Origin of the sequence: Luteimonas rhizosphaerae (genome assembly GCF_002849595.1) — a bacterium.
Classification (GTDB): domain Bacteria; phylum Pseudomonadota; class Gammaproteobacteria; order Xanthomonadales; family Xanthomonadaceae; genus Luteimonas; species Luteimonas cellulosilyticus.
In genome coordinates this window covers 150,547-177,167 of record NZ_NRQR01000012.1, presented here as the reverse complement: position 1 = coordinate 177,167, position 26,621 = coordinate 150,547, and the positions used below count along the sequence as shown (strand labels likewise).

Sequence of the window (26,621 nt, the reverse complement as noted above, 5' to 3'; positions counted from 1 at the left end):
CGGAATGGGCTGCGCAGTGTATCAACCGGGTCCTGCGCGACCCGCGCCGCGCGGACGACGCCGGCCGCTTGTTGGCGCCGTCGCGGCATGCCTACACTCGCGCTGCGAACGAAGGCACGGAGTGCCGCCCGCGTGAACCTCCCCGTCCTGCTGCTCGTGCCGGTCGCCGTCGTCCTGATCGCGCTGCCGGCACTGCTGCTCGTCCTGCTGCTGCGGGGACGCGCCAGCGCGCGTCGTTCCAGCGCCGCGTTGCAGGACGGCGAGGCCCGCCTGGCGCTCGCCCTGTGGGCCAACGGCGCACGCGACTGGGACTACGACGTCCGCACCGGCGTCGTGCGCGGCCTGCACCCGGACGCGGCAGCGCCGTTCGATCGCGCCGTCGACGGCGCCCCGGTCGCGGCGACCTCGTGGCTGCATCCCGACGACCGCACACCGGCCTGCGACGCCCTGGCGCGTTATCTCGCCGGCGAGTCGGAGCAGCTGGAATTCGACGCCCGTGTCACCGGGGCCGGCGTCTGGGCCTGGCGGCGTTTCCGCGGCCGCGTGCTGGCCCGCGACGCGCGCGGCCGCATCGCCCGCATCGGCGGCACGGCATCCGATCTCGAGGCGAGCCGCGACGACGTGCGCGAACAGCGGATCGGCGCCGAAGTCATGCGGAGCATGCACGGCGCCGTCGCGGTGCTCGACGACAGGTTCGACGTGGTCTCGGTCAATCCCGCGTTCTCGCGCATCAGCGGTTACAGCGACGCGGAAATCCTCGGCCGCAATGCCAGGCTGCTCGACAGCGACCAGCACGACGCCGCGTTCCACGAAGCGATCCGCGACCAGATCCGCCGCAACGGCCACTGGACCGGCGAGCTCTGGCAGCGCCGCAAGGACGGCGAGGAATTCCTCGCCGCGATCGAGGTGCGCTCGGTGCAGGACGGCGATCGCGACGCGCTGCTGCATGTCTGCGTGCTGCACGACATCACCCGGCAGAAGCGCGCCGAGCAGGAGCTGCGCTACCTGGCGAACTTCGACACGCTGACCAGCCTGCCCAACCGCGCGCTGCTGTCGGAGCGGCTCGCCCGCGCCATCCTGCGCGCGCATCGCGAGGACGCCCGGCTCGCGGTGCTGCTGCTGGACCTCGACCAGTTCAAGCACATCAACGATTCGCTCGGCCACGCGACCGGCGACCGGATCCTGCGCGCCGCGGCGACGCGCCTGCAGCAGGCGGTCGGCATGCACCACACGGTCGCGCGACTCGGTGGCGACGAGTTCGCGGTCGTCGTCGAAGACCTCGCCTCGCCGGCGGCGGCCGACCACCTCGCCCGCGAGGTGATCACCGCGTTCGAAGCGCCGCTGCTGCTCGACGACCGCCGCGAGATCGCGATCTCCCCGTCGATCGGCATCAGCCTGTATCCCGAACACGCGCGCGTGCCGACCGAGCTGCTGAAGCAGGCCGACACCGCGATGTACCAGGCCAAGGCCGCGGGCCGGCGCACCTTCATGCGCTACGACGACGGCATGGACCACGCGATCCGCCAGCGCGCGACCGTCGCCGGCGCGCTGCGCCGGGCGCTCGATCGCGGCGAGCTGCGGCTGGTGTTCCAGCCGCGGATGTCGCTGCATCCGCAGCGCATCACCGGCGTCGAAGCGCTGCTGCGCTGGTCGAGCCCGGAACACGGCGAGATCATGCCGAGCGTCTTCATCCCCATTGCCGAGGAAAGCGGGCTGATCCTCGAGATCGGCGAATGGGTGCTGCGCGAGGCCTGCCTGGTGCTGCACCGCTGGCGCCAGCACGGTCTCGACGATCTCACGGTCTCGGTCAACGTGTCGGTGCTGCAGCTGCTGCGCGGCGACTTCCCGGACGTGGTGGCGCGCGTGCTGCAGGACGTCGGCATCCCGCCCGGCCTGCTGGAACTGGAACTTACCGAGAGCGTGCTGATGGCCAACGCCGCACAGGCCTCCGAGAAGCTGCAGGCGTTCCGCGCGCTGGGCGTGTCGCTGGCGATCGACGACTTCGGCACCGGATACTCGTCGCTGGCCTACCTCAAGCGCCTGCCGTTCACCACGATCAAGGTCGACAAGGCGTTCATCGACGGCCTGCCCGAAGACCCGGAAGACGCCGCCATCGCCGGCGCGGTGATCGCGATGGCGCATTCGCTGGGGCTGGCGGTCGTGGCCGAAGGCGTCGAGACCGAAGCGCAGATGCGCTTTCTGGCCGGGCGCGGGTGCGACGAGATCCAGGGCTTCTGGGTCTCGACCCCGCTCGACGCGCTGCAGTGCCTGGCCTTCATCCGCAACTGGCGGCCGAGCGGCGCCACGCCCGGCGCCCGTCCGGTCGCCGCGCCTTGACCGCCACCGGCCCGCTGCCTATCGTGCGGGACATGGATCAGCCGGAAGTCATCGCACAGCTCCGCAGGCTCACGGCTCGCATCGACGCGCTGATCGAGCGCGTGCAGCAGCTCAGCGACGAGAACCGCAGCCTGCGCCAGCAGCAGGAACACATCGTCGGCGAACGCGCGCAGCTGCTGTCGAAGAACGAACAGGCGCGCTCGCGCGTCGAAGCGATGATCGCGCGGCTGAAGTCGCTGGAGCAGCACACGTGAGCAGCAGCAACGAGGCCGTCAGCGTGCATGTGCTGGATCGCGAATACACCGTCGGCGTGTCCGCCGACGAACGCGAGAGCCTGATGGCCGCGGCGCAGGTGCTGGACCGGCAGATGCGCGAGATCCGCGGCGCCAACCGCATGGCGGCGGTCGATCGCGTCGCGGTGCTGGCGGCGTTGAACCTCGCCCACGAGTTGCAGTTGCTGCGCAATGAGCGCGCAGCGGGCGACCGCGAGATCGCCGAGACCCTCTCGACGCTGCACCGCCGGCTCGACGGTCTGATCGACACGCCGCGCTGAGACGCAGGCGTCGCCCCTCGCGTTCGCGCGCCGCGGACAACGCTGAATTTTCCGCATCGTCGACCGACGAACGGCATTGGCACATCGGCACCTCGGGCTATACTTCGTCTGCGTCCTCTGCCGTGTTCGACGGCCTGCAAAACATTCGCCTTGTCCCTTAACAACGACACCGGGGATGCAAGGAAACCGGGAGTGTAGATCCGCCTTCGAGCGGAAAACCCGAAGGAATCCGAGCATTCCCACTTGAACCCCGGGTTCAAGGTCGTTTCGCAAGCATCGGCAATGGCGGAGGACGTAATTTTTTTGCGGCACCGGAGGGATCGCGTCTGCGCACCTCCGGGATCGCCTCTCCCGATGGCATCACCGACTGCCGCGTCGCCGGCATCTCCCGACGACGGATCCGGCATGACCGATCGCACCGCACTTCGCCGCCGTTTGCGTGACCAGCGTCGCGCGACGCCCGCCAACGTGCGCATCGCGGCCGCCGATGGCCTCGCCTCGCAACTGCTCGCCCTGCCCATGCTGCCGACCACGGGGTATGTCGCCGGCTACTGGGCCAGCGACGGCGAGATCGGGCTGCACGTCTTCCAGGTGCACTTGCCGCCCGGCCTGATCTATTGCCTGCCCGTCTTGCACGACGACACGCTGCGCTTCGCGCCGTGGCGCGCCGGCGATCCGCTCGTCACCAACCGCTACGGCATTCCCGAACCCGACGTCGAACCCGCCTCCGCGCTGCCCGCCGCCGACATGGCGCTGGTGGTCACGCCGCTGGTCGGCTTCGACGCGCGGGGCCAGCGGCTCGGCATGGGAGGCGGCTGGTACGATCGCAGCTTCGCATTCCGCCAGCAGACTTCGTCGCCGCCGCTGCTCGTGGGCGCCGCGTTCGCCAGCCAGCAGCTCGATGCGCTCGACGCCGCCGGCTGGGACGTGCCGCTCGACGCGGTCTGCACCGAATCCGAGACTCTGTTGATGACCACGCCCCGATGAGCCCGCGCAAACGCTACTGGCTGATGAAGTCCGAACCCGAGGATTTCTCGATCGACGATCTCGCGCGTGTCGGCACGGAACCGTGGACGGGCGTGCGCAACTACCAGGCCCGCAATTTCATGCGCGACGGCATGCAGGTCGGCGACGGCGTGCTGTTCTACCACTCGAATACCGACGTGCCCGGCATCTACGGCCTGGCCGAAGTCGCGAGCACGGCGTACCCGGACCCGAGCCAGTTCAAGAAGCGCTCGAAGTATTTCGACGAGAAGGCCTCCCAGGATGCGCCGCGCTGGTTCCTCGTCGACGTGGGCTACGTCCGCACGCTGGCGCAGCCGATTCCGCTGTCGGAAATCCGCGAACACGCGGCGGCACTCGGCGAGGAATTCGCGCTGATCCGCAAGGGTGCGCGCCTGTCGGTGCTGCCGGTGACATCGGCGCAATGGAAACTGCTGTTGTCCCTGGAGAAGAAGTGATGAGCGATGCGAAGCGGCTGGCCGGCGAGAAGGCGATCGATTACGTCGAGGACGGCATGATCGTCGGCGTCGGCACCGGCTCCACCGTCGCCTACTTCATCGACGCGCTCGCCCGCATCAAGCACCGCATCGACGGCGCGGTCTCGAGCTCCGAGCAGAGCACCGAACGCCTGCGCGCGCACGGCATCGACGTCCTCGATCTCAACGCGACCGGCCCGCTGCCGCTGTATGTCGACGGTGCCGACGAGTGCGATCCGCGCAGGCACCTGATCAAGGGCGGCGGCGCGGCGCTGACGCGCGAGAAGATCATCGCCGAGGCCAGCGCGCGGTTCGTCTGCATCATCGATCCGGCGAAGCAGGTGCCGGTGCTGGGCACGTTCCCGCTGCCGGTCGAAGTGATCCCCATGGCGCGCAGCCTCGTGGCGCGCACGATCCTGGAGACCACCGGCGGCCAGCCGGTCTGGCGCGAAGGTGTCCGGACCGACAACGGCAACTGGGTCCTCGACATCCATGGCCTGTCGATCACCGATCCGGTCGCGCTGGAAACGGCGCTCAACCAGATACCGGGCGTCGTCAGCGTGGGCCTGTTCGCGCGGCGCAAGGCCGACATCGTCATCGTGGGCACGGCGACGCCGACCGTCCTGGATTGATGCGTCCGGCGGCAGGCGATTGCGCCTGCCGCCCATGTATCGACCAACATGTCCCGAGGCACGCCTCATCGCGCGCGAGCGCGCTCCAACAAACTTCCCGCTGCCGTGGCGCGCCGGTCGTCCGGTTGCGACAAGGGATCGATTCCTCGCGGCACGATCGCCCGTCCGCGGACGCGACGAAGCCATTCCCATAGGAGCGCGCTGGCGCGCGAATGCCCTTGCGGAAATGTCACATCGCGCACGAGTGCGTGCCTTTCGAGACGCGTGATCGACGCCTCCAGCCGCGGATAGAACGCACTGCCGGATATCCGCCCACGAAAAAGCCCGCCTTCCGGCGGGCTTTTCGATGCGGCTCGGGCGTCGATCACTCGACGTCGAGGAAGCTCCGCAGCTGTTCGCTGCGCGAGGGATGCCGCAGCTTGCGCAGCGCCTTGGCTTCGATCTGGCGGATCCGCTCGCGGGTGACGTCGAACTGCTTGCCGACTTCCTCGAGGGTGTGGTCGGTGTTCATGTCGATGCCGAAGCGCATGCGCAGCACCTTGGCCTCGCGCGGGGTCAGGCCGGCGAGTACGTCGCGGACCGTCTCCGACAGGTTGATGTTGGTCGTGTTCTCGATCGGGGACTCGACGTTCGTGTCCTCGATGAAGTCGCCCAGGTGCGAGTCCTCGTCGTCGCCGATCGGTGTCTCCATGGAGATCGGTTCCTTCGCGATCTTCATGACCTTGCGGATCTTGTCCTCGGGCATGTCCATTTCCTTGGCCAGCTCCTCCGGCGTGGCCTCGCGGCCGTACTGCTGGAGCATCTGGCGGGAAATGCGGTTGAGCTTGTTGATCGTCTCGATCATGTGCACCGGGATGCGGATCGTGCGCGCCTGGTCGGCGATCGAGCGCGTGATCGCCTGGCGGATCCACCACGTGGCATAGGTCGAGAACTTGAAGCCGCGGCGATGCTCGAACTTGTCGACCGCCTTCATCAGGCCGATGTTGCCTTCCTGGATGAGATCGAGGAACTGCAGACCGCGGTTGGTGTACTTCTTGGCGATCGAGATCACGAGGCGCAGATTGGCCTCGACCATCTCCTTCTTGGCCTTGCGGGCCTTGGCCTCGCCATAGGCCATCGCCCGGTTGATCTCCTTGAGATCGCCCAGGGTCACGCCCATCGCCTTCTCGGCCGACAGCGTGGCTTCCTGTTCGGCGACGATCTGCTTGCGCTTGATCATCTCGTCCGCCCAGGCCGTATTGGTCTGGTTGCCGTCCCACGCTCGGATGAAGTCCTTGCGCGGCATCTTGGCGACACGGGTCGAGAGGTCGAGAATGCGGCGCTCGTGGTCCTTGACCTCGGCGACGACCGAACGGAGGTTGCGCACCAGCACGTCGGTCAGCGGCAGCGGCAGCTTGAAGGTCATGAAGACCTCGGCCATCTCGCCGCGCAGCTTCACGACGGGCTTGGCGGTCGCGCCGTTCTTGACGTAGGACTTCTGGAACTTGCCGTAGAGGTCGGCCATGACGTCCATGCGGCGCAGCACTTCGGCCGGGTCCGGACCGGTCGGGCCGGCGGCCTCTTCCTCGGTGTCGTCATCGTCGTCGCTGTCGTCGTCGCCGTCGCCATCGCCGTCATTGGTCTCGGCGGGCGGATTGGCGGCAGCGAGGGCCGCAGCGGCATCGGCTTCCTCGATCAGGTCGTTGAAGCCGACCACGACTTCGGCCAGGCGCTTCTTGCCGGCCTTGTGCAGTTCGTATTCCTCGAGCAGCAGCGCGACCGAGCCCGGGAAGCTGGCGACCGAGGCCATCATCTGGCTCAGGCCTTCCTCGATGCGCTTGGCGATCGCGATCTCGCCTTCGCGGGTCAGCAGCTCGACCGTGCCCATCTCGCGCATGTACATGCGCACGGGGTCGGTGGTGCGGCCACCCTCGGTGTCGAGCGACGTCAGCGCGGCGGCAGCTTCTTCGGCGGCGGTCTCGTCGACTTCGCGGTTGCCGCCGGACTGGCCGGCCAGCAGCAGGGTTTCGGCATCGGGCGCAACCTCATGGACGTCGATGCCCATGCCGTTGATCATGCCGATGATGTCCTCGATCTGCTCCGGGTCGACCATGTCGTCGGGGAGGTGATCGTTGACTTCGGCATACGTCAGATAGCCCTGCTCCAAGCCCTTGCTGATCAGGATCTTGATGTCGGACTGCTGAGCGGGACGTTCATTCGCCATGTGGCGCACCATGCGTGAAGTGAACCCGTAATTATACCACCTGGGGAGCCGGGATCTCGCTCGCGACAGGGAGTGGCCGGGCCGTCGTTGACCGGGTCGGGGTCGATATGGGCACCCGATCCGGGGATTTCCACCCGGGCCGCGGAAAAAGGTCCCGGACCGCCTAGGGCACCCCCTCGGGTCGCGGCCTCAGGCCCGCAGCAGGAAGGTCACCGGCCCGTCGTTGACGAGGCTCACCGCCATGTCGGCGCCGAAGCGGCCCGTTTCCACCGCCCCCGCGTGCCGGGACCGGCACAGCGCGAGCAGACGCCCGAACACCGGCGCGGCGAGCTCCGGCGGCGCCGCGGTGCTGAAGCCGGGACGCAGGCCCGAGCGGGTGTCGGCGGCCAAGGTGAACTGGCTGACCAGCAGCAGACCGCCGGCGATGTCCGTCAGCGACCGGTTCATCCGGCCCGCCTCGTCCGCGAACACCCGGTAACCCAGCAGCCGCGTCGTCATCCGTTCGATGTGGGCGTCACCGTCGCCCGGCTCGATGCCGACCAGGGCCAGCAGTCCCGGCCCGATGGCGCCGATCTCTTCGCCTTCGACGCTGACGGCCGCACGGCTGACGCGCTGGATCAGGGCAAGCATGGCGAGACCGGCAGTGGGCGGACCAGCAGACCACAGCCGATGGCGCGGCGTCATCCGTCCGCGCACCCGCGACAGGCACGTCGGGGCCTGCCACGCCCCGACGGACCGACGCTGCGCGGCTTGCCGATAGACTTGCCGGATGTCCGCACTGTCCGCCCGCCTGCTGTATCTGCTCGCGACCCTGGTCGGGGCCTTGCCCACGCCGGTCCTGCGCGCGATCGCGGCCGCCTTCGCCGCGTTCTCGCGCCTCGTCGACAGCCGCGAGAGCCAGGTCGCGCGCCGCAACCTGGAACTCGCCTATCCCGAGCTGTCGCCCGGCGAGCGCGACGCGCTGCACCGCGCAATCCTGCGCACCACCGCGCTGCAGACCCTGGAGACATTGCGACTCTGGACCCGGCCGCACACGCGCAACCTGCGCGCGATCCGCGAGACCCACGGCGTCGGTCTGTTCGACGCGGCGCTCGCCTCCGGCCGTGGCCTGATCGTCGCCGCGCCGCATTACGGCAACTGGGAACTGTTGAACCAGTGGCTGGCCGCGCGCACGCCGATCTCGATCCTCTACCGCGCGCCCGATTCCGCCGTCGGCGAGGCCTTCCTGCGCCTGGTCCGCGCCGGCGTGCCGGACCGCGTGCGCCAGGTCCGCGCCGAGGGGCCGGCCGTGCGCCAGCTGTGGAAGACGCTCAAGGACGGCGGCGTCGTCGGCATCCTGCCGGACCAGCAGCCCAAGGCGGGCGACGGCGCGTTCGCCCCGTTCTTCGGCCTGCCCGCGCTGACGATGACGCTGGTGGCGCGCCTGGCCGAACGCACCGGCGCGACGGTGCTGTTCGCCTATTGCGAGCGGATCGGCGACGGCCCCGACTTCGCGCTGCGCATCGAGGAGGCTCCCGACGGCATCGCCGACGAAGATCCGGTGCGCGGCACGACCGCGCTCAACGCCGCGGTCGAACACATCGCCCGCCGCGATCCCGCGCAGTACCAGTGGACCTACAAGCGCTACAAGGCGCGTCCCTCGGGCTCCGGCGACGACAATCCCTACCTCGACCTGGAGCGTCGACGATGACCGCCACGCCGACGACCGCCCGCGATCCGGACGCCCTCGTCCCGCCGCTGCCCACCGCGCCGCTCGCCCCCCCCGACGCCGCCGCGCAGGTCGAGACCGATGTCTGGCAGCCGCTGCCGGTCCGCGCCCGCACGCTGGCCACGATCAGCACGCTGATCGGCACGCTGCTGCCGCTGGGCATCGCGCTGGGCGTCGGCCTGATCGCCAGCGAGCGCCGGCCGCTGTCGTTCGCGATCGCCGGCGCCGTGCTGGTGCTGCTGCCGGCGTGGACGGTGTGGATCGCGCGGCGCCGCTGGCTGCGCACGCGCTGGCGCCTCGACGCCGACGGCTTCGGCATCCGCCGCGGTCACCTGTGGCGCAGCGACACCCGCGTGCCCGGCACCCGGGTGCAGCATCTCGACATCAGGCGTGGCCCGCTGGAGCGGGCGTTCGGCCTGTCCACGCTCACCGTGCACACCGCCGGCACCCGCAACAATTCGGTGGCCGTCTCCGGGCTGGACGAGGCCGAGGCCGAACGCCTGCGCGATGCGCTGGCCAGCCGGGCGGCGCGCGACGACGACCATGACGACGACGCCTGAGTCCGGACCGCCGCCGCTGCCGCCGCTCGCGCAACAGGCCGACGCGGCGTTGCCGGTCGACGACGAGCGCCGGCTGCATCCGGGCTCGTGGCTGTTCGTGCTGCTGCAGAACCTGCGCCAGTTCATCGTGCCGCTGCTGGTGGTGCTGTTCGCCGGCGGCCGCGGCGACGACGGCTACCCGTGGTGGCTGCCGATGCTCGGCGTCGGTGCGCTCGTGGTCGTGTCGGTCTGGCAGTACCTGACGTTCCGCTACCGCGTCGCCGACGACCGCCTGATCGTGCGCAGCGGCCTGTTCGAACGCAGCGTGCGCCAGATCCCCTACTCGCGGATCCACAACGTCGCCATCCACCAGTCGCTGCTGCACCGGGTGATGGGCGTGGCCGAGGTGCGGCTGGAATCGGCGGGCGGCCAGAAGCCCGAGGCGCAGATGCGGGTGCTGCGCCTGACCGAGGCGCTGGCGCTGGAACAGCTGATCCGCGACCGTGGCCAGCGCGAGGCCGCGCACGCGACGGCCGTGCCCGACGCTGCGGACGCCAGTGGCGAGACGCTGCTGGCGCTGTCGACGGCCGAGGTGATCAAGCTCGGCCTGATCTCCAACCGCGGCATGATCGTCGTCGCGGGCGCGGTCGCGCTGTCGTTCCAAGTCCTGCCCGAACGCGCCCTGGGCGCGTGGCTGGCGAGCACCGGACGCGAAGCCTTCGGCTACGCCAGCGGGTTCGCGACGACCTGGCTGGCCAAGGCGGTGGTGCTGGCGGTGGTGCGCTACCACGGTTTCACGCTGCGGCGGCTGGGCCGGCGGCTGACCGTCGAGCGCGGCCTGCTGAGCCGCTCACGCAGCAGCGTGCCGCGCCGGCGCATCCAGGCCTGGACCCTGCGCGAAGGCGTGCTGCACCGCCTGTTCGCGCGCCGCACGCTGGAGATCGACACCGCGACCGCGCGCGGCGGCGATGGCCAGGGCGGCGGCGATGCCCAGCGCGGGCTCGACGCGCTGGCGCCGATCGCGCCGCCCGACGCATGCGACGCGATCGTGCGCGACATCGCACGCCTGCCGGCCTGGCCGCCGACCGACTGGCAGCCGCTGCATCCGCGCGCGTGGCTGCGCCTGCTGCCCGGCGACGTGGTGCTGACCGCGCTGCTGTGCGCGGCGCTCGGCTGGCTGTTCCAGTGGTGGGGCGTGCTGGGGCTGGCGTGGCTGCCGTGGTCGGTCTTCGTCGCGCGCCGGCATGCCGCGCGCGCGGGCTTCGCGGTGGATGGGCACGTGGTCGCGGTCCGTGAAGGCTGGTGGTCGCGCCACTGGCGCTTCGCCGAACTCGACAAGCTGCAGGCCGTGGAGCTGCGGCAGTCGCCGCTCGACCGGCGCTTCGGCATGGCCGCGGTCTGGGTCGACACCGCCGGCGCCAGCCCGCTCGCGCCGCAGCTGCGCCTGCGCTACCTGCCGCTGGACGTGGCCACGCGTCTGCACGCGATGCTGGCGCGCGAGATCGCCCGGCGGCCCTTGCGCTGGTGAGCGCGATCCTGCCCCCGACGGCCTGGGACGCACGCGGTCGACGCACACAGCGTTCCGCGTCGGGCCCTCTGGATTTCGCGCGGCCCGGCGCCATATCGAACCCGCGCCGCCCCACCGTATCGACCCGCTGCCCGTGCCTGCGCCCGCACCGGTAACGGCAGGAGTTCCGATGTCCGCTACTTCCGAATCCAGCCGACCCGGCGCGCCCGTCGCCGCGTTCGGCGACCCCGCCGTGATCCGCTGCGAACGCGCGGTCGCCGAACTGCGCCAGGGCCGTCCGGTCGTCATCGCCGATGGCGCCGGCGCGCGGCTGGCCTGCATCACGCTCGACGGCAGCACCGCCTGCAGCTATGCACGCTTCGCCGAGGCCGCCGGCCAGCGCCAGCACCTGGCGATCACCGCGCAACGCGCGGAGGTGCTCGGCCTCGATGCCGCGTCCGGCGCGCGCATTCCGCTGCAGGCACTCGCCTACGACACGCTGGCGACGTTGGGCTTCCTGCGCGGCGCACAGCCACCGGGTGCCTGGATGCCGGCGACCGCGCTCGATGCGGCCGGCTTCGCCCTCGCCCGCCTCGGCCTGATGCTGCCGGCGCTGGTGGCCGTCGATCTCGCCGACGACGACGCGACGTTCGACGGCTGCGGCCGCGTGTCGATCGCCGACCTGCAGGCCGGCAGCGCCGGGGAAGCCGACGATTTCGAACTGGTGACGCGCGCGCCGGTGCCGCTGCGCGACGTCGGCATGACCGATTTCGTGGTGTTCCGCGGCGGCGTGGCGCAACGCGACCAGGTCGCGGTCGTCGTCGGCCAGCCCGATCTCGATGCCGTGGTGCCGGTGCGCGTGCATTCCTCGTGCCTGACCGGCGATCTGTTCGGCTCGCTGAAATGCGACTGCGGCGACCAGCTGCGCGCGGGTCTGGCGACGCTGAAGACGCTCGGCGGCGGCGTGCTGCTGTATCTCGACCAGGAGGGCCGCGGCACCGGCATCGCCGCGAAGATGCGCGCCTACGGCTACCAGCACGAAGGCCTGGACACGATCGATGCCGATGCGCAGCTCGGCTTCGGCGCCGACGAACGCCGCTACGGCACCGCGGCAGCGATGCTGCAGGGCCTGGGCATCCGCCGCGTCGCGCTGCTGACCAACAATCCGGACAAGGTGGCGCACCTGCGCGCGGCCGGCATCGACGTCGTCGACCGCCATCCGCTGACCGGTGTGGTCACCGCCGAGAACGAACAGTACCTGCGCACCAAGGCGCGCCGCGCCGGCCACGCGCTCGACGTCGACGCGCTGCTGCGCCCGGCGGACTGAAGGCGCCGACGCGGCGCCGCGTCAGCGGCGCGACTTGAGATAGTGCGACAGCATGCCGACCCAGTGCTCGATACGCTTCGTCAGCGGCATCGGGGCCTGGAACAGCAGCCAGCTGTAGGCGCGCAGTTCCCAGAACGTCGGCGCCGGCTTGGTGCGAAATTCGGCCTTGGCCATGCGCAGCCAGCGCGGCGTGATGCCGGCCTGCTGGCGATAGAACTCGAGCATGCGTTCGCTGCCCACGACGTGGCGGTACACGCGCAGCGGCGACGGCCCGAAGGATTTGAGCGCATTGCTGCCGTGCTCGCGGTGGCCGACCAGGGTGTCGGCCAGATAGACCTTGTGCGCGCCGAGAATATCGGCGCCGTAGACGATGCAGTCGTCCGGGCGCGAGAGCCAGTCGGCGGCGCGCTCGGGCGGCAGTGTCAGCAGTCGTGCCATCAGCGTGCTGCGCAGGCTCACCGCGGACGTCGCCGCGCCCTGGAAGCGGTGGTAGTAGGCGTTGAGCAGGATCGACAGCCCGAGATCGCGATCCGGACCGGGCTTGAACATCGGTTCATCGAGATCGCCGAACAGCTGCATGTTCGTATAGACGAAATCGACTTCGGGGCGCGCGGCGTAGACGTCGACGATGCGCTGCAGGTAGTCGGGATTCCAGCGGTCGTCGGAATCGAGCAGCGCCACGATGTCGCCGCGCGCCTGTGCAAAGCCGGTGATCCAGGCCTGCAGCTGGCCGCCGTTCGTCTGCTCGATCAGCGTGATCTTCGGATGGGTGCCGTAGTGCCGACGCAGCAGCTCGGGCGAGCCGTCGCGCGAGCCGTCGTCGACGATGATGATCTCCAGCGCGGGTTCCGTCTGCGCGAGCACCGACTCGATCGCCTCGACGACGAACGCGGCGTAGTTGTAGCTCGAGACGAGCACGCTGACGGTGGGACGGACGGAAGCGGTCATGGACATCGGGGCGACGCCGCGCATGCGGCGCCGGCATCATAGCAACGCGCCGCCGACGGCCCGCCCGTCCCGACGCCGACACGTGGCTCCTCCGGTGCGCGACAATCGCGGCCATGCCGTCTTCTCCCCACACGCCATCGCCCGCGCCGCTGCCCGTCTCCGGCGTCGTCATCACGAAGAACGAGGGCGACCGGATCGGCCGCTGTCTCGATTCGATGCGCGGCCTGTGCGCCGAGCTGATCGTCGTCGATTCCGGCTCGGCCGACGACACCGTCGCCGTCGCCACCGCGCATGGCGCACGTGTCGTGCAGCAGGACTGGTTGGGATACGCCGCGCAGAAGACCTTCGCCAATACGCTGGCCGTGCACGACTGGCTGCTGCTGCTCGATGCCGACGAATGGCTGTCGCCGGGCACGGACGAAAAAATCCGCGCGTTGTTCGCGGACGGGCGTGTCGAGACCGCCGACGCCTGGCTGCTGACCCGTCGCAACCGGTTCCTCGGCCATCGCCTGCGCGGCGGCGAGCCGATGGAGCGGCTCGTGCGTGCGGGCTGGCGGTATCTGCCGTCGCAGGTGCACGAACGGCCCGATCTCGAAGGCAAGACGGTCGCCAGGCTCGACGCCGATTTCGAGCACGACACCTCGCGCAGCCACGGCGAACACGTCGCCAAACTGGCGAAGTACGCCGCGCTGTGGGCGCAGCAGCGTCGCGATGCGGGCAAGCGCGCCCATGCGCTCGACGGCCCGCTGCACGCGGCCGCCTACCTGCTCAAGCAGTACCTGCTGCGCGGCGCCCTGCTCGATGGCGCCGCCGGCTGGCGCTTCCATCGCGCGCAGGCGGTCTACGTACTGGAGAAATACCGCGTGCTGCGGGCCTTGTCGTCGCCGCGCTGAGCGGGCGTCGCCTCGAAGCGTCGCGACCCGTGCAGGTCCGCGGTGGCGTTGCAGCCCCGGTGTTGTCCGAAATCGCGGCGCATACGGCGTCGGCGAGGCGCATGGCGCTGTAGGAGCACGCTTGCGCGCGACGGGCGTTTCCCCGGGGACGCGTCCATCGCGCGCAGGCGCTCCTACAAGACGCGCCGGGCCACGCGATTTGCGGCGGGCTTGCAGGTCCGCAGTCGCGCGGCACAGCCGAGTGCCTCCGCAGAGAAATCACCGAGGATGCAAAGCATTCCTCAGCGTTTCGGCCCGCGCACCAGGCCGTAGTCCGTCCACGTGCGCCGCTCGGCCTGCACGACATCGCGGATCGCCTGGTTCGCCGCCTTCATGTCGGGCTTCACGTAACCGCGCGCGTGGTCGAGGTGGATGCAGACGGCGGAAAACCGGATCTGCTTCCCGGTGACGCCGGCGTTGGCCAGCCGTTCGCCGAGCTCGAGGTCTTCACCGCCGTAGGTCATGCGTTCGTCGAAGCCGTTGACGCGGACCAGGTCGGCCTTCCAGCCCGAGGCGTTGTTGCCTGCCCAGCGCGCTTTGGTCGGGGTCAATGCGTTGAGCGCGCGTTCGCGCCAGCCGGGGCGCGCCCACAGCTTCAGCGACCGCTTCTTGCGCGGCAGGCCGTTGGCCTTGAGCCAATCGAGATCGGTGTGCAGGCCGCGTTCGATGACGGCGCGATCGATTTTCAGGCTCAGGTCCATCGGCAGCTTGCAATAGCCGCCGCCGAGATAGCGCCCCGGTTCGCGCAGGCGCAGATGCTGGCTGACGAAGTCGGCGCGCGGCACACAGTCGCCGTCCGAGAACACCAGGTAATCCGAACGCGCCACCTCGATGCCGCGGTTGAGGATCGTGCATTTGCGGAACCCCGCGTCCTCGTGCCACACGTGGCGCACCGGGAACGGCAGGTCGTCGGCCATGCCCGCGACCAGCTCGCCGACCGCGGGACCCGATCCGTCGTCGGTGACGATCAGTTCGAAATCCAGCCGGTCCTGCTGCGCGTAGCCCCACAGGCAGCGCTGCAACCAGTCGGCATTGTTGTAGGCGCTGATGATCAGGCTGGCGGCGGGCGTCTGCATGCGGGCCATTCTAGGCGACGCCCCAGTCGCCCGGTCCCCGGGACAACTCAGAATTCGCGCAGCAAGCGCGCATAGAAGAAGCCGTCGGTGTCGTCGTCGCCGGGCAGGCGCTGGCGGCCATTGCCAACGTCGCGACCGAAGCGCGGGTCGAGCGCATCGGCGCGGAACGCGGCGTGCCGCGCGAGGAACGCGTCGACCTGGCCCGCGTTCTCGCGCGACAGGATCGAACAGGTCGCGTACAGCAGCACGCCGCCTGGTGCGACGACGGCGGCCAGTGCATCGAGCAGGCGCGCCTGCAGGTCGACGACGGCATCGACGTCCCGCTCGCGCCGGTGCAGCAGCACGTCGGGCTGGCGGCGGACAATGCCGGTCGCCGAGCACGGCGCGTCGATCAGGACCGCGTCGAAGGGCACGCCGTCCCACCAGCCGGCGACGTCGAGTGCATCGACCGCGCGCAGGCCGGCGGTCTCGCCGACGCGCAGGCGTGCCAGGGTTTCACCGATGCGCGCCACGCGCGGCGCGGCGACATCGAGCGCCAGCAGCCGCAACGCCGGATCGCGTTCGAGCAGATGCGCGCTCTTGCCGCCCGGCGCGGCGCAGGCGTCGAGCAGGCGCGCACCCGCGGGCGGTGCGAGCGCATCGGCGACGAGTTGCGCGGCGCCGTCCTGTACCGAGACGGCGCCGTCGGCGAAGCCGGGTAGCGCATCGACCGGCACCGGGGTGTCCAGCACCAGCGCCTCGGCGGCCAATGGGGACGGACGCGCGGCGAGGCCGGCGTCCGTCAGCCGCTGCAGGTACGCGTCGCGCGTGCCCTGACGGCGATTCACACGCAGCCATTGCGGCGCGGCCGAAGCGCTGGCGGCGACGATCGCCTCGACATCCGCCGGCCAGTCGCGCCGCAGCTCGGCCAGCAGCCATGTCGGCCAGGCGGCATCCGCGGCGGCGGCCGGCAGGCCGTCCTTCTGGGCGCGTCGCAACAGCGCATTGACCAGACCGGCCTGGTGGGTGCGGCCGAGCAGGCGCGCCGCATCGACGGTCGCGTTGAGGGCCGCGTGCGCGGGCAGGCCCATCGGATCGAGCTGGGCGAAGCCGGTGTAGAGCAGCGCGCGCAGCGGAGCGTCGCGGCGCGGCAGCGGACGCGGCATCCACCGGGCGAGCGCGGCGGCGTAGCGCGCGTGGTGGCGCATGGCGGCGAAACAGATCGCCTCGACCAGAGCGCGGTCGCGCGTGTCGGGAATGCCGCGCAGGGAGGTCGCGAGTTCGGCCTTCAGCGAGCGGCCGTCGTGCAGCACCGCGTCGATGACCCGCGCTGCCGCGACCCGGGTCGCCGCGCCGTGGTCCATCAGGCGCCCGCCGCCGCGCGCAGCAGGTCGCCGCGCGCGTTGAGGTAGTCGGCCGCGGTGATCGCCTTGCCGCCGGCGCGCTGCAGCGTGCGGATGCGCAGCGCGCCGTCGGCGCAGGCGATGTCGATGCCTTCGCGACCCGCGAACAGCAGGGTCCCCGGCGCGCGGCCGTGGGCCAGCGGCAGCGCCACCGCGCCATGGATGCGCAGCGTTTCGCCGGCGATCTCGGCTTCGGCCACCGGCCACGGATTGAACGCGCGCACCTGGTCGGCCAGACGCTGGGCCGGCTGCGCCCAGTCCAGCCGCGCCTCGGCCTTGTCGAGCTTGCGCGCGTAGGTCGCACCATCTGCCGGTTGCGGCTGCGGCACCGGGCGGATGCCCGCGCGCAGCAGCCCGAGCCCGTCGGTGATCACCTGGGCGCCGAGCGCGGCCAGGCGGTCGTGCAGCTGGCCGCCCGTGTCCTGCGGGCCGATCGGGGTGGTCTGCCGCAGCAGCACCGGGCCGGTGTCGAGCCCCTTCTCCATCTGCATCAGGCAGACGCCGGTCTCGGCATCGCCGGCCTGGATCGCCCGCTGGATCGGCGCCGCGCCGCGCCAGCGAGGGAGCAGCGAGGCATGCACGTTCCAGCAGCCGAAGCGCGGGATGTCGAGCACCTTCTGCGGCAGCAGCAGCCCGTAGGCGACGACGATCATCAGGTCCGGCTCCAGCGCGCGCAGCGCGGCCTGGACCTCGGCGTCCTTGAGACCCTCGGGCTGGCGCACGACGAGGCCGCGATCCAGCGCCTCGCGCTTGACCGGCGACGGCGTCAGCACGCGGCCGCGGCCCGCGGGACGATCGGGCTGGGTGTAGACGGCGACGACTTCGCGCCGTGCGTCGGCGGCCTGCAGCGCGGGCACGGCGAAATCCGGCGTGCCGGCGAATACGATGCGCAGCGACACCGGTCAGTCGTCCTGCTTGCGCAGTTTTTCGAGCTTCTTCAGGGCCCGGTCGCGCTTCAGCGGCGACAGGTAATCGATGAACAGCTTGCCGTCCAGGTGGTCGAGCTCGTGCTGCACACAGGTGGCCAGCAGCCCGTCGACCGTCATCTCGAACGGCCTGCCGTGGCGGTCGAGGGCCTCGACCACCACGCCGTCGGCGCGCGTGACGTCGGCGAAGATGCCGGGAATCGACAGGCAGCCTTCGGTGTGGACGCGCAGATCCTTCGAGGCGTCGCGCAGGGTCGGGTTGATGAAGACCAGCGGCTGTTCGCGGCCTTCGGTCACGTCGATGACCATGAAGCGCGAATGGGTGTCGACCTGGGTCGCGGCCAGGCCGATGCCGGGGGCCTCGTACATGGTCTGGAACATGTCGTCGAGCAGACGCTGGAACGCCGGATCGGCGATCGCATCGCCGACGACGGGCGCCGCGATCTTGCGCAGGCGGGGATGGGGATATTCGAGGATCGGAAGCAGGGCCATGGGGTCGAAACGCAAAGGCGGTCACAGCCGCGGGCGAGACTTGCCATTGTAACGGCAGCACGACTTGCGTCCGCGCGATGGTTTCAGGCTATATTGCGGCGCTGCAAGGGGATGACATCTAAATTAGGGGAGCGGTAATGGCCGGCATGCTTCAGCGCCTTTCCCGGTCGCTTCGCACGGCATCCGCCGTGGCGTTGCTGACCGTCACGACGTTTGCCGCCGCGCAGGGGATGCGCGGCGATCATCCGGATACGTATGTAGTGGTCCGCGGCGACACGCTGTGGGATATCGCAGGCCGGTTCCTCGACAAGCCGTGGCTGTGGCCGGAGATCTGGCAGGCCAACCCGCAGATCGCGAACCCGCACCTGATCTACCCGGGCGACATCATCAGCCTGGCGTATCTCAACCGGGTGACGCTGCAGCCGGGTCCGCGTCCGGAAGCCGTGGCGCCGATCAACGCGATCTCGCTGGCGGACATCGAGCCGTTCCTCAAGGACCGCAGCATCGTGTTCGATTTCGAGCAGCTGCCTTACGTCCAGGGGTACGAGGACGCGCGCATGCGCGGCAGCGTCGATCGCAACATCTACGTGACCGGCCTCGACGGCGCCCAGCCCGGCCAGCGTTACGCGGTGCTGCGCGCGGCGACCGAGTTCTACGGCGCCCGCCGCTCGCGCGACCTGGATTTCCGCGGCAAGCGCATTCCCGGCGAGAGCAACCTGTGGCGCCAGACCCAGCCGCGCGAGAACGGCCAGGACGCGTTCCTGGGCTTCGAGATGGTGCGCATGGGCGTCGGCACGGTGGTGCACGCGCCGACCGCCGAGAGCGACACGGCCACGCTCGCGCTGGACGACAACGGCTTCGAAGCACGTGTCGGCGATCGTCTGGTGCCGGTCAACCCGCAGCCCTACGACCTGCAGTTCTTCCCGCATCCGCCGAGCGCCGATGCGCTTGCCGCCGAACCGCGCGTGCTCGCGGTCGCCGACACGCTGATCACGGGCGGGCCGCGCGACGTCATCGCGATCTCGGCCGGCTACCAGCAGGGCGTCGACAACGGCACGGTGTTCTCGGTCTGGCGCAGCGGTTCCAACACCGTCGACCGCGTGCTGCATCCCAACACCTCGCGCATCGACGATTCCCCGAACCCCGGCAGCCGTCGCTACCGCATGCCCGACGAGCAGGCCGCGCACGCGATGGTGTTCCGCACGTTCGACCACGTCAGCTACGCGCTGATCATGGAAGGCCACAAGCCGTCCCAGGTCGGTTACCGGCTCAAGCACCCGGACGCCACCCAGTAAAGCGCCAGGGCGTTTCCTGACGGCGTTTCGCGACGGCACCTTCGGGTGCCGTCGTCGTCTGCGGCCTAGGCTGGTCGCATGACCGACGCCAATCCCGACCTCGATACCGATGCGCTGTTGCGGCTCGTCCACGCCGGCGGCGCATCGGCCCCGCGCCGCGCCCTGCTCGCCGGCGGCACGCCGCCCGCACGGGTGCTCGACGCGGGCGCAGCGACCTGGCGCGCCGCCGGACTCGACACCCGGCAGATCGCCGCGCTGCAGACGCCCGCGGAGGCCGTCGACGCCTCACGCCGCTGGCTCGACGCCGGGCCGGGGCGCCACCTGATCGGCTGGCACGATGCCGATTACCCCGCGCTGCTGCGTCGCATCGCCAACCCGCCGCTGGCGCTGTTCGTCGCCGGCGATCCGACGCTGCTGTGGCATCCCTCGGTCGCGGTCGTCGGCAGCCGCGCCCCGACCGCGGGCGGCCGCGACAACGCCGCCGCGTTTTCCCGCCGCTTCGTCGCCAGCGGGTTCGCAGTGACCAGCGGGCTGGCCAGCGGCATCGACACGGCGGCGCACACCGCAGCCCTGGCCGCCGGCGGCGCGACACTCGCGGTGCTGGGCAGCGGCATCGACCAGCCCTATCCGCGCGCCAACACCGAACTGCACGCACGTATCGCCGCGGCTGGCGCGGTGGTCAGTGAGTACCCACCGGGCACCGACGCGCGCAAGGAACACTTCCCGAGCCGCAACCGGATCATCGCCGGCCTCGCCCTCGGCACCCTGGTGGTCGAGGCCGCGCACCGCTCCGGCGCGCTGATCACCGCGCGCCTGGCCGCGGATGCCGGGCGCGAGGTGTTCGCCCTGCCCGGCTCGATCCACAACCCGATGGCGCGCGGCTGCCATCGCCTGCTGCGCGACGGGGCGATGCTCGTCGAGACGCCGGACGAGGTCGTCAGCGCGCTCGCGCCGGTCGCGGCCGACCTGGCGGCCGCCTTGCGCCGGCGCCTCGATGCCCCCATCCAGGAGGTCCGCACGAGAGGGAATGTCCCGTCTCCGGCGTCCGTCGCACCCGATTTCGGCGCCGACCCCGACTACCACCGCTTGTGGACCGCACTGGGTCACGACCCAACGGGTATGGATGAACTGGTCGAACGGAGTGGATTGACGGTCGCCGGCGCGTCGGCCATGCTGCTGTCCATGGAGCTGGATGGACGTGTCGAAGCCGCACACGGTCGGTATTCCCGAAAGTCCTGACACAACGCGCCCAAGGGCGCAGGCCGGGGGAAATGAAAGAAAGCATCCTGGATGCGAAGCTGCGGACCTCGTCCGCGACCGCGACTCGCTCCAGAACGGCCTGCTCCAGGCGGGTTTCAGCCCGGCGGAGATCAACAAGGCCTTCGACTGGCTCGATGCCCTGGCCGACCAGCGCCCGGCCGCCTCGGTGGTGCGTGCGAACGGCCCGACCCGCGTCTACCACGGGCCGGAACTCGACCGACTGGACGTCGAGTGCCGGGGTTTCCTGCTGTTCCTCGAACAGCACGGCGTGCTCGACCACGACCAGCGCGAGCTGGTGCTCGACCGGGTCATGGCGCTGGACCAGGACGAGCTGGACCTCGACGACCTGAAGTGGGTCGTGCTGATGGTGCTGTTCAACCAGCCCGGCAGCGAAGCGGCGTATGCGTGGATGGAAACGCAGATGTTCGTCGACGAGCCCGAACCGGTGCACTGAACCGGCGGGTCGATGGAGGCGCCGTTCGCGGCGCCTTTTTCATGCGCGCGTGTCACGTAGTTCCGGCATGCGCCGATGGGCGGCGACCGGGTCGCGCGCTACGATGCCGGCCGGGGAATCGCGCATCGCCGTCCTGCAACCACCGTCGCCCGCCGATGCCGGCGGGCCGTGGGCGCGCCGGCGGCACGACCTCAGGGATCGCATGTTGCCTGCTGCCGCCCTGCCCGATCCGCACCACGCACACGCCCAAAGGATTATCTCGATGACCGACTGGTACTACGCCGACGCCACCCACACGCAGCACGGCCCCGTGACGACCGCCGCGCTGCTGGCGCTCCGGCAGGAGGGCCGGATCCACGCATCGACGCTGCTGTGGCGCGACGGCCTGCCCGGGTGGCGGCCGCTGGCCGACCTGGCGGCGGAGCTCGACGCCACGTCTGCCGCCGCCGCCTGGAGACCGGACGCAGCCGGACCGACGGCGGCCCACCCGGATTCCGGCACCGGCTGGCACCCCGCTATCGATCGCGACACGCCGGCCGCGACGTCGCCCTATGCCCCGCCCGTCGCGCCGGTCGTCGCGGCGGCGCAGGTCACGCACGGCGGCGAGGTCGTCGACGCGGGATTCCTGAAGCGCGCGGCGGCACTGTTCATCGATGCGGTGCTGATCACCGTCGTCTATTACGCGCTGATCTTCGCGGTGATGATGGTGTTCGGCCTTTCGGGCATGTTCTCGGCGATGTCGAGCGGCGACCCGTCGCAGTTCGGCGGCGCGGTCTTCGGCCTCATGGCCGCCGTCTACCTGGGCTATCCGGTGATCAGCGGCCTGTATTACGTGTCGATGGAATCCTCGGCGCGGCAGGCGACGCTGGGCAAGCTGGCGGTCGGGATCAAGGTCGCGGCGCTGGACGGCTCGCGCCTGTCGCGCGGCCACGCCCTGGGCCGCTGGGCGTCGCACCTGCTGAACTACCTGACGCTCTACATCGGCTATCTCGTCGCGCTCTTCACCCGGCGCAAGCAGGGCCTGCACGATCTGGTCGCCAGCACCTACGTCGTCGACCAGTGGGCCTACACCGGCTTTCCGGAGCGGCAGGAACGCGGGCTGGGCACGGTCGCGACCGTCATCCTGGTGATCTGGGCGGTGCTGATGCTGCTGGGCGTCGGCCTGGTGATCCTGGCCGGCATCGCCGCGTCGTTCTGACCCCACCCGTCGCACCCGCCCGAACCCATCACTCGACAAGGACGTCCACCGATGAACCACTGGTACTACACCGACGCGCGCAACACACGCCACGGCCCCGTCACGCAGCGCGCGCTGCTGCAACTCCGCGAGGAAGGGATCGTCGGCGATGCCACCCTGGTCTGGCGCGACGGCCTCGCCGGCTGGCTGCCCGCGCGCTGGCGTCCGAGCTGGGTGTCGCAACATCGCCCGGCATCGACGCGTGGGCACTTGAACCGGTGGCTCCGACTGCTACCGGGGCCACGAGCGCCGAGGCGGACGCGAGCTGGAGCCCGGTCGCCACCACCGCCGCCGGATCGCGGGATCGCCCTATGCGCCGCCGATGGCCCCCGTGGCCTCGCCCGGCGCCATCGCCCGCGGCGATGACGTGGTGCTGGCCGGCTTCCGCAAGCGCCTCGCGGCCTATGCCATCGACGTCGTCATTCTCGGCATCGCCACCGCGATCGTCGGCGGTTTCATCTATGAACTGTTGGGCGTCGGCGGCTTCGGTCGCGGCTTCTGGCTCAGGCAACAGGTCGTCAACGCGGTCTCGCTGGTGTTTTCGGTGCTCTACTTCGCCTGGTTCCATGCCGCCTATGCGATGGCGACGCCCGGCAAGATGGCCGTCGGCATCAAGGTCGTCCGCCTCGACGGCGAACGGATCTCGTTCCTGCGGGGCGTCGGCCGCTATCTCGCGACCATCCCCAGCACCCTGATCCTGATGATCGGTTTCCTGATGGCCGGATTCACCCGACGCCAGCAGGCCCTGCACGACATGATCTGCGACACGTTGGTGGTCGACCGCTGGGCCTTCACGGACCAGCCGCAACTGCAGCGCCGCGAACTGGGTACGGTCACGGTGGTGGTGCTCGTGCTGACGGGCAGCCTGGGCGCGCTGGGCCTGTTGGCCCTGCTGGCAGTGCTCGGAATCGCGGGCTCTTCCTGACTGGCAGCCATGCCGGCGCTTGACACGCCACCCCGCCCGTGATTCCACTATAAAAGCAACTGACCGCCCGGGGCCTGTCCCCGGGCGTCGTCATCTTCACCTTTTTTGCGGTGCGTCCGTCCCCCCGACGCACCCGGATGTTTCGAAACCATGGCCAAGAATCTCCTCATCGTCGAGTCGCCTGCCAAGGCCAAGACGATCAACAAGTACCTCGGCAAGGACTTCCAGGTGCTGGCGTCCTACGGCCACGTGCGCGACCTCATTCCGAAGGAAGGCGCGGTCGATCCGACGCAGAACTTCGCGATGCGCTACGACCTCATCGAGAAGAACGAGAAACACGTCGAGGCGATCGCCAAGGCCGCCAAGGGCGCCGAGGGCATCTTCCTGGCGACCGACCCGGACCGCGAGGGCGAAGCGATCAGCTGGCACATCGCGGAAATCCTCAAGGAACGCGGCCTGCTCGAGAACCGCACCCTGCAGCGCGTGGTGTTCACCGAGATCACGCCGCGCGCGATCAAGGAAGCGATGCTGCATCCGCGCGCGATCGCCGGCGACCTCGTCGATGCCCAGCAGGCGCGACGCGCACTGGACTACCTGGTCGGGTTCAACCTGTCGCCGGTGCTGTGGCGCAAGGTGCAGCGCGGCCTGTCCGCCGGCCGCGTGCAGTCGCCGGCGCTGCGCATGATCGTCGAGCGCGAGGAAGAGATCGAAGCCTTCGTCGCCCGCGAGTACTGGAGCATCGAGGCCGAGTGCGCGCATCCCTCGCAGGGCTTCACTGCGCGCCTGGCCAAGCTCGACGGCCAGAAGTTCGAACAGTTCACCGTGACCGACGGCGACACCGCCGAAGCGGCCCGCGCGCGGATCCAGTCCGCCGCGCAGGGCGCGCTGCACGTCACCGATGTCGCCAGCAAGGAACGCAAGCGCCGTCCGGCCGCGCCGTTCACCACCTCGACGCTGCAGCAGGAGGCCTCGCGCAAGCTCGGCTTCACCACCCGGCGCACGATGCAGGTCGCGCAGAAGCTCTATGAGGGCGTGGCCATCGGCGACGAGGGCACGGTCGGCCTGATCAGCTACATGCGTACCGACTCGGTGAGCCTGTCGCAGGACGCGCTGGGCGAGATCCGCGACGTCATCGCGCGCGATTTCGGCACGGCGTCGCTGCCCGACAAGCCCAACGTCTACCAGACCAAGTCCAAGAACGCGCAGGAAGCGCACGAGGCCGTGCGCCCGACCTCCGCGCTGCGCACGCCGACCCAGGTCGGCCGCTTCCTCACCGACGACGAGCGCCGCCTCTACGAGCTGATCTGGAAGCGCGCCGTCGCCTCGCAGATGATCCCGGCGACGCTCAACACCGTCAGCGTCGATCTCGCCGCCGGCAGCGAGCACAGCTTCCGCGCCTCGGGCACGACGGTCGTGGTCCCGGGCTTCCTCGCCGTCTACGAGGAAGGCAAGGACAACAAGGGCAAGGAAGACGAGGACGAAGGCCGCAAGCTGCCGCAGATGAAGACCGGCGACCGCGTGCCCCTCGAGCGCATCCACGCCGACCAGCATTTCACCCAGCCGCCGCCGCGCTTCACCGAAGCCTCGCTGGTCAAGGCGCTCGAGGAATACGGCATCGGCCGGCCGTCGACGTACGCGTCGATCATCCAGACCCTGCAGTTCCGCAAGTACGTCGAGATGGAAGGCCGCAGCTTCCGCGCCAGCGATGTCGGCCGCGCGGTCTCGAACTTCCTGTCGAGCCACTTCACCCGCTACGTGGACTACGACTTCACCGCGAAGCTGGAGGACGACCTCGACGCCGTCTCGCGCGGCGAGGAAGACTGGATCCCGCTGATGGAGAAGTTCTGGGGGCCGTTCAAGGAACTCGTCGACGACAAGAGCGAATCCGTCGACCGCACCGAAGCCACCGGCGCGCGCGAACTCGGCACCGATCCCAAGACCGGCAAGCCGGTCAGCGTGCGCCTGGGCCGGTTCGGCCCGTACGCGGCGATCGGCAGCACCGCCGAGGATGCCGAGGACAAGCCCAAGTTCGCGTCGCTGCGGCCGGGCCAGAGCATGCACACGATCTCGCTGGAGGATGCGCTGGAGCTGTTCCTCATGCCACGCGCGCTCGGCGAGGACAAGGGCGAGGACGTCAGCGTGGGCATCGGCCGTTTCGGACCGTTCGCCAAGCGCGGCAGCGTCTACGCGTCGCTGAAGAAGGAGGACGATCCCTACAAGATCGACCTCGCCCGCGCGGTGTTCCTGATCGAGGAGAAGGAAGAGATCGCGCGCAACCGCATCATCAAGGCCTTCGACGACAGCGACATCCAGGTGCTCAACGGCCGCTTCGGGCCGTACATCAGCGACGGCAAGCTCAACGGCAAGATCCCGAAGGACCGCGAGCCGGCCTCGCTGACGTTCGAGGAAGTGACGAAGCTGCTCGAAGAGACCGGCAAGCCGGTGCGCAAGGGCTTCGGCAAGAAGGCGCCGGCCAAGAAGGTCGCGGCGAAGAAGGAACCCGCGGTCAAGAAGGCGGCGACCAAGAAGGCCCCCGCCAGGACGACGGCGAAGAAGGCCGCCAAGAAGACCGCGAAGAAAGCGACGAAGAAGGTCGCCAAAGCGGTCGCCGCCGCGCCCGAGCCGGAGAAGTCGCTGCTGACGCCGGCCAAGGTCGTGCCGGGCAAGAAGCGCGTCGTCAAGGCGACCGTCGACGACGCCCCGTTCTGACGCCGGCGTCGCGTCCGCCATGCCGGCTTCGCCATCGCGCCTCGACATCGCCGCCGCCGCCACGCTCGTGGCGCGCGGCGGCATCCTCGCCTATCCGACCGAAGGCGTCTGGGGCCTGGGCTGCGATCCCGCGAACCGCGACGCGGTGCTGCGGCTGCTCGCGATCAAGCAGCGCCCAGTCGACAAGGGCGTGATCCTGATCGCCGGCGACGTCGCCCAGCTGGAACTCGTGGCCGACTGGTCCCGGCTCGATCCGAGTCGCCGCGCCGCCGTGCAGGCCTCGTGGCCGGGCCCGAACACCTGGATCGTGCCCGCGCGGTCGCACGTGCCGGCGTGGATCACCGGCGCGCACGACAGCGTCGCGGTCCGGGTCACGGCGCAGGCCGACGTCGTCCGCCTCTGCGCCGCCTTCCACGGGCCGCTGGTGTCGACCAGCGCCAACCGCGCCGGCGCGCCGGCCGCGGTGTCGTACGACACGCTCGATCCCGCGCTGCTGACCGAGATCGACGGCGTGCTCACCGGCGACACCGGCGGACGGCGGCAGCCGTCCACGATCCGGGACGCCGCGACCGGGACGATCCTGCGCGCCTGAGCACGTTCGGCATCCTGCCGCGATCCGCTCGCATTGCGGTTGCAAGTGCAACGAAAACGCCGCTCGCGGCTGGTTGTCGCACCGCACAATCTATGCTCTATTCGACGGC

General features: G+C 70.2%; 26 protein-coding genes and 1 other RNA gene. 20 read left to right on the top strand and 7 right to left on the bottom strand.

Annotated elements, in window-relative coordinates:
- Positions 1–132: 132 nt before the first annotated feature.
- The 7 genes from CJ022_RS05835 (at position 133) to rpiA (ending at position 5,000) form a co-directional block, all read left to right on the top strand.
- Complete coding sequence (locus tag CJ022_RS05835; RefSeq protein WP_101925724.1) at positions 133–2,337, top strand: putative bifunctional diguanylate cyclase/phosphodiesterase; 2,205 nt, start codon at positions 133–135, stop codon at positions 2,335–2,337.
- 32 nt (positions 2,338–2,369) lie between these two features.
- Complete coding sequence (locus CJ022_RS05830; protein ID WP_101925723.1) at positions 2,370–2,591, top strand: TIGR02449 family protein; 222 nt, start codon at positions 2,370–2,372, stop codon at positions 2,589–2,591.
- A complete protein-coding gene (locus tag CJ022_RS05825; RefSeq protein WP_101925722.1) occupies positions 2,588–2,890 on the top strand; it encodes a cell division protein ZapA in 303 nt (100 codons plus the stop codon). The genes CJ022_RS05830 and CJ022_RS05825 overlap by 4 nt, the downstream gene beginning before the upstream one ends.
- A 111-nt stretch (positions 2,891–3,001) precedes the next feature.
- A non-coding RNA gene (gene ssrS / locus CJ022_RS05820) (6S RNA) lies at positions 3,002–3,186 on the top strand.
- A 109-nt stretch (positions 3,187–3,295) separates the two neighbouring features.
- Entirely contained in the window at positions 3,296–3,877 is a 582-nt protein-coding gene (locus CJ022_RS05815) for a 5-formyltetrahydrofolate cyclo-ligase (RefSeq protein ID WP_101925721.1), read from the top strand.
- Entirely contained in the window at positions 3,874–4,350 is a 477-nt protein-coding gene (locus CJ022_RS05810) for an EVE domain-containing protein (RefSeq protein WP_101925720.1), read from the top strand. Before CJ022_RS05815 ends, CJ022_RS05810 begins: the two co-directional genes overlap by 4 nt.
- On the top strand, positions 4,350–5,000 hold the full coding sequence (gene rpiA, locus CJ022_RS05805) for a ribose-5-phosphate isomerase RpiA (protein ID WP_101925719.1): 651 nt from the start codon (positions 4,350–4,352) through the stop codon (positions 4,998–5,000). The genes CJ022_RS05810 and rpiA overlap by 1 nt, the downstream gene beginning before the upstream one ends.
- A gap of 364 nt (positions 5,001–5,364) precedes the next feature.
- On the opposite strand, the gene rpoD is transcribed toward rpiA, so the two are convergent.
- Positions 5,365–7,203: an RNA polymerase sigma factor RpoD gene (gene rpoD, locus CJ022_RS05800; protein ID WP_101925755.1), complete on the bottom strand. Its 1,839-nt coding sequence runs from the start codon at positions 7,201–7,203 to the stop codon at positions 5,365–5,367.
- A gap of 189 nt (positions 7,204–7,392) precedes the next feature.
- Positions 7,393–7,833, bottom strand: a complete 441-nt coding sequence (gene dtd / locus CJ022_RS05795; protein WP_101925718.1) for a D-aminoacyl-tRNA deacylase — start codon at positions 7,831–7,833, stop codon at positions 7,393–7,395.
- Positions 7,834–7,972: 139 nt separating this feature from the next.
- Here dtd and CJ022_RS05790 point away from each other — a divergent pair, with 139 nt between their 5' ends.
- The 4 genes from CJ022_RS05790 to ribA all read left to right on the top strand — a co-directional run bounded on the left by CJ022_RS05790 (position 7,973) and on the right by ribA (position 12,284).
- A complete protein-coding gene (locus CJ022_RS05790) occupies positions 7,973–8,893 on the top strand; it encodes a lauroyl acyltransferase (protein ID WP_101925717.1) in 921 nt (306 codons plus the stop codon).
- Positions 8,890–9,471 carry a PH domain-containing protein gene (locus CJ022_RS05785; RefSeq protein ID WP_101925716.1) on the top strand — a complete coding sequence of 194 codons (582 nt, stop codon included), beginning with the start codon at positions 8,890–8,892 and terminating at the stop codon, positions 9,469–9,471. Before CJ022_RS05790 ends, CJ022_RS05785 begins: the two co-directional genes overlap by 4 nt.
- Positions 9,455–10,978, top strand: coding sequence for a PH domain-containing protein (locus tag CJ022_RS05780; protein WP_101925715.1), 1,524 nt, complete (start codon positions 9,455–9,457; stop codon positions 10,976–10,978). The genes CJ022_RS05785 and CJ022_RS05780 overlap by 17 nt, the downstream gene beginning before the upstream one ends.
- 169 nt (positions 10,979–11,147) lie before the next feature.
- On the top strand, positions 11,148–12,284 hold the full coding sequence (gene ribA, locus CJ022_RS05775) for a GTP cyclohydrolase II RibA (protein WP_101925714.1): 1,137 nt from the start codon (positions 11,148–11,150) through the stop codon (positions 12,282–12,284).
- Between the two features lie 21 nt (positions 12,285–12,305).
- On the opposite strand, the gene CJ022_RS05770 is transcribed toward ribA, so the two are convergent.
- Positions 12,306–13,232 (bottom strand): glycosyltransferase family 2 protein, encoded by a 927-nt coding sequence (locus CJ022_RS05770; RefSeq protein ID WP_158238364.1) that lies wholly within the window; start codon positions 13,230–13,232, stop codon positions 12,306–12,308.
- Positions 13,233–13,345: 113 nt separating this feature from the next.
- Here CJ022_RS05770 and CJ022_RS05765 point away from each other — a divergent pair, with 113 nt between their 5' ends.
- Positions 13,346–14,125: a glycosyltransferase family 2 protein gene (locus CJ022_RS05765; protein ID WP_101925712.1), complete on the top strand. Its 780-nt coding sequence runs from the start codon at positions 13,346–13,348 to the stop codon at positions 14,123–14,125.
- Between the two features lie 281 nt (positions 14,126–14,406).
- On the opposite strand, the gene CJ022_RS05760 is transcribed toward CJ022_RS05765, so the two are convergent.
- From CJ022_RS05760 to def, 4 genes are read right to left on the bottom strand one after another with little or no spacing between them, the layout of a single operon-like run.
- Positions 14,407–15,240 (bottom strand): glycosyltransferase family 2 protein, encoded by an 834-nt coding sequence (locus CJ022_RS05760; RefSeq protein WP_101925711.1) that lies wholly within the window; start codon positions 15,238–15,240, stop codon positions 14,407–14,409.
- 47 nt (positions 15,241–15,287) lie between these two features.
- Positions 15,288–16,583 (bottom strand): 16S rRNA (cytosine(967)-C(5))-methyltransferase RsmB, encoded by a 1,296-nt coding sequence (gene rsmB / locus CJ022_RS05755; RefSeq protein ID WP_101925710.1) that lies wholly within the window; start codon positions 16,581–16,583, stop codon positions 15,288–15,290.
- Entirely contained in the window at positions 16,583–17,515 is a 933-nt protein-coding gene (gene fmt / locus CJ022_RS05750; RefSeq protein WP_101925754.1) for a methionyl-tRNA formyltransferase, read from the bottom strand. The genes rsmB and fmt overlap by 1 nt, the downstream gene beginning before the upstream one ends.
- A 9-nt stretch (positions 17,516–17,524) precedes the next feature.
- Complete coding sequence (gene def / locus CJ022_RS05745; protein ID WP_101925709.1) at positions 17,525–18,040, bottom strand: peptide deformylase; 516 nt, start codon at positions 18,038–18,040, stop codon at positions 17,525–17,527.
- A gap of 146 nt (positions 18,041–18,186) precedes the next feature.
- On the opposite strand from def, the gene CJ022_RS05740 reads away from it, so the two are divergent.
- The 8 genes from CJ022_RS05740 to CJ022_RS05705 all read left to right on the top strand — a co-directional run bounded on the left by CJ022_RS05740 (position 18,187) and on the right by CJ022_RS05705 (position 26,512).
- Complete coding sequence (locus tag CJ022_RS05740; protein WP_101925753.1) at positions 18,187–19,335, top strand: LysM peptidoglycan-binding domain-containing protein; 1,149 nt, start codon at positions 18,187–18,189, stop codon at positions 19,333–19,335.
- A gap of 78 nt (positions 19,336–19,413) precedes the next feature.
- Positions 19,414–20,574: a DNA-processing protein DprA gene (dprA, locus tag CJ022_RS05735; RefSeq protein WP_101925708.1), complete on the top strand. Its 1,161-nt coding sequence runs from the start codon at positions 19,414–19,416 to the stop codon at positions 20,572–20,574.
- Positions 20,534–21,049, top strand: a complete 516-nt coding sequence (locus CJ022_RS05730; protein ID WP_233198624.1) for a DUF494 family protein — start codon at positions 20,534–20,536, stop codon at positions 21,047–21,049. Before dprA ends, CJ022_RS05730 begins: the two co-directional genes overlap by 41 nt.
- A 262-nt stretch (positions 21,050–21,311) precedes the next feature.
- Positions 21,312–22,247, top strand: a complete 936-nt coding sequence (locus tag CJ022_RS05725) for an RDD family protein (protein WP_158238363.1) — start codon at positions 21,312–21,314, stop codon at positions 22,245–22,247.
- 51 nt (positions 22,248–22,298) lie between these two features.
- Entirely contained in the window at positions 22,299–22,652 is a 354-nt protein-coding gene (locus CJ022_RS17770; protein WP_101925705.1) for a DUF4339 domain-containing protein, read from the top strand.
- Positions 22,609–23,211, top strand: a complete 603-nt coding sequence (locus tag CJ022_RS05715; RefSeq protein ID WP_101925704.1) for an RDD family protein — start codon at positions 22,609–22,611, stop codon at positions 23,209–23,211. The genes CJ022_RS17770 and CJ022_RS05715 overlap by 44 nt, the downstream gene beginning before the upstream one ends.
- A 150-nt stretch (positions 23,212–23,361) precedes the next feature.
- On the top strand, positions 23,362–25,920 hold the full coding sequence (locus tag CJ022_RS05710) for a DNA topoisomerase I (protein ID WP_101925703.1): 2,559 nt from the start codon (positions 23,362–23,364) through the stop codon (positions 25,918–25,920).
- Between the two features lie 19 nt (positions 25,921–25,939).
- Positions 25,940–26,512, top strand: coding sequence for an L-threonylcarbamoyladenylate synthase (locus tag CJ022_RS05705; RefSeq protein ID WP_101925702.1), 573 nt, complete (start codon positions 25,940–25,942; stop codon positions 26,510–26,512).
- Positions 26,513–26,621 lie beyond the last annotated feature (109 nt).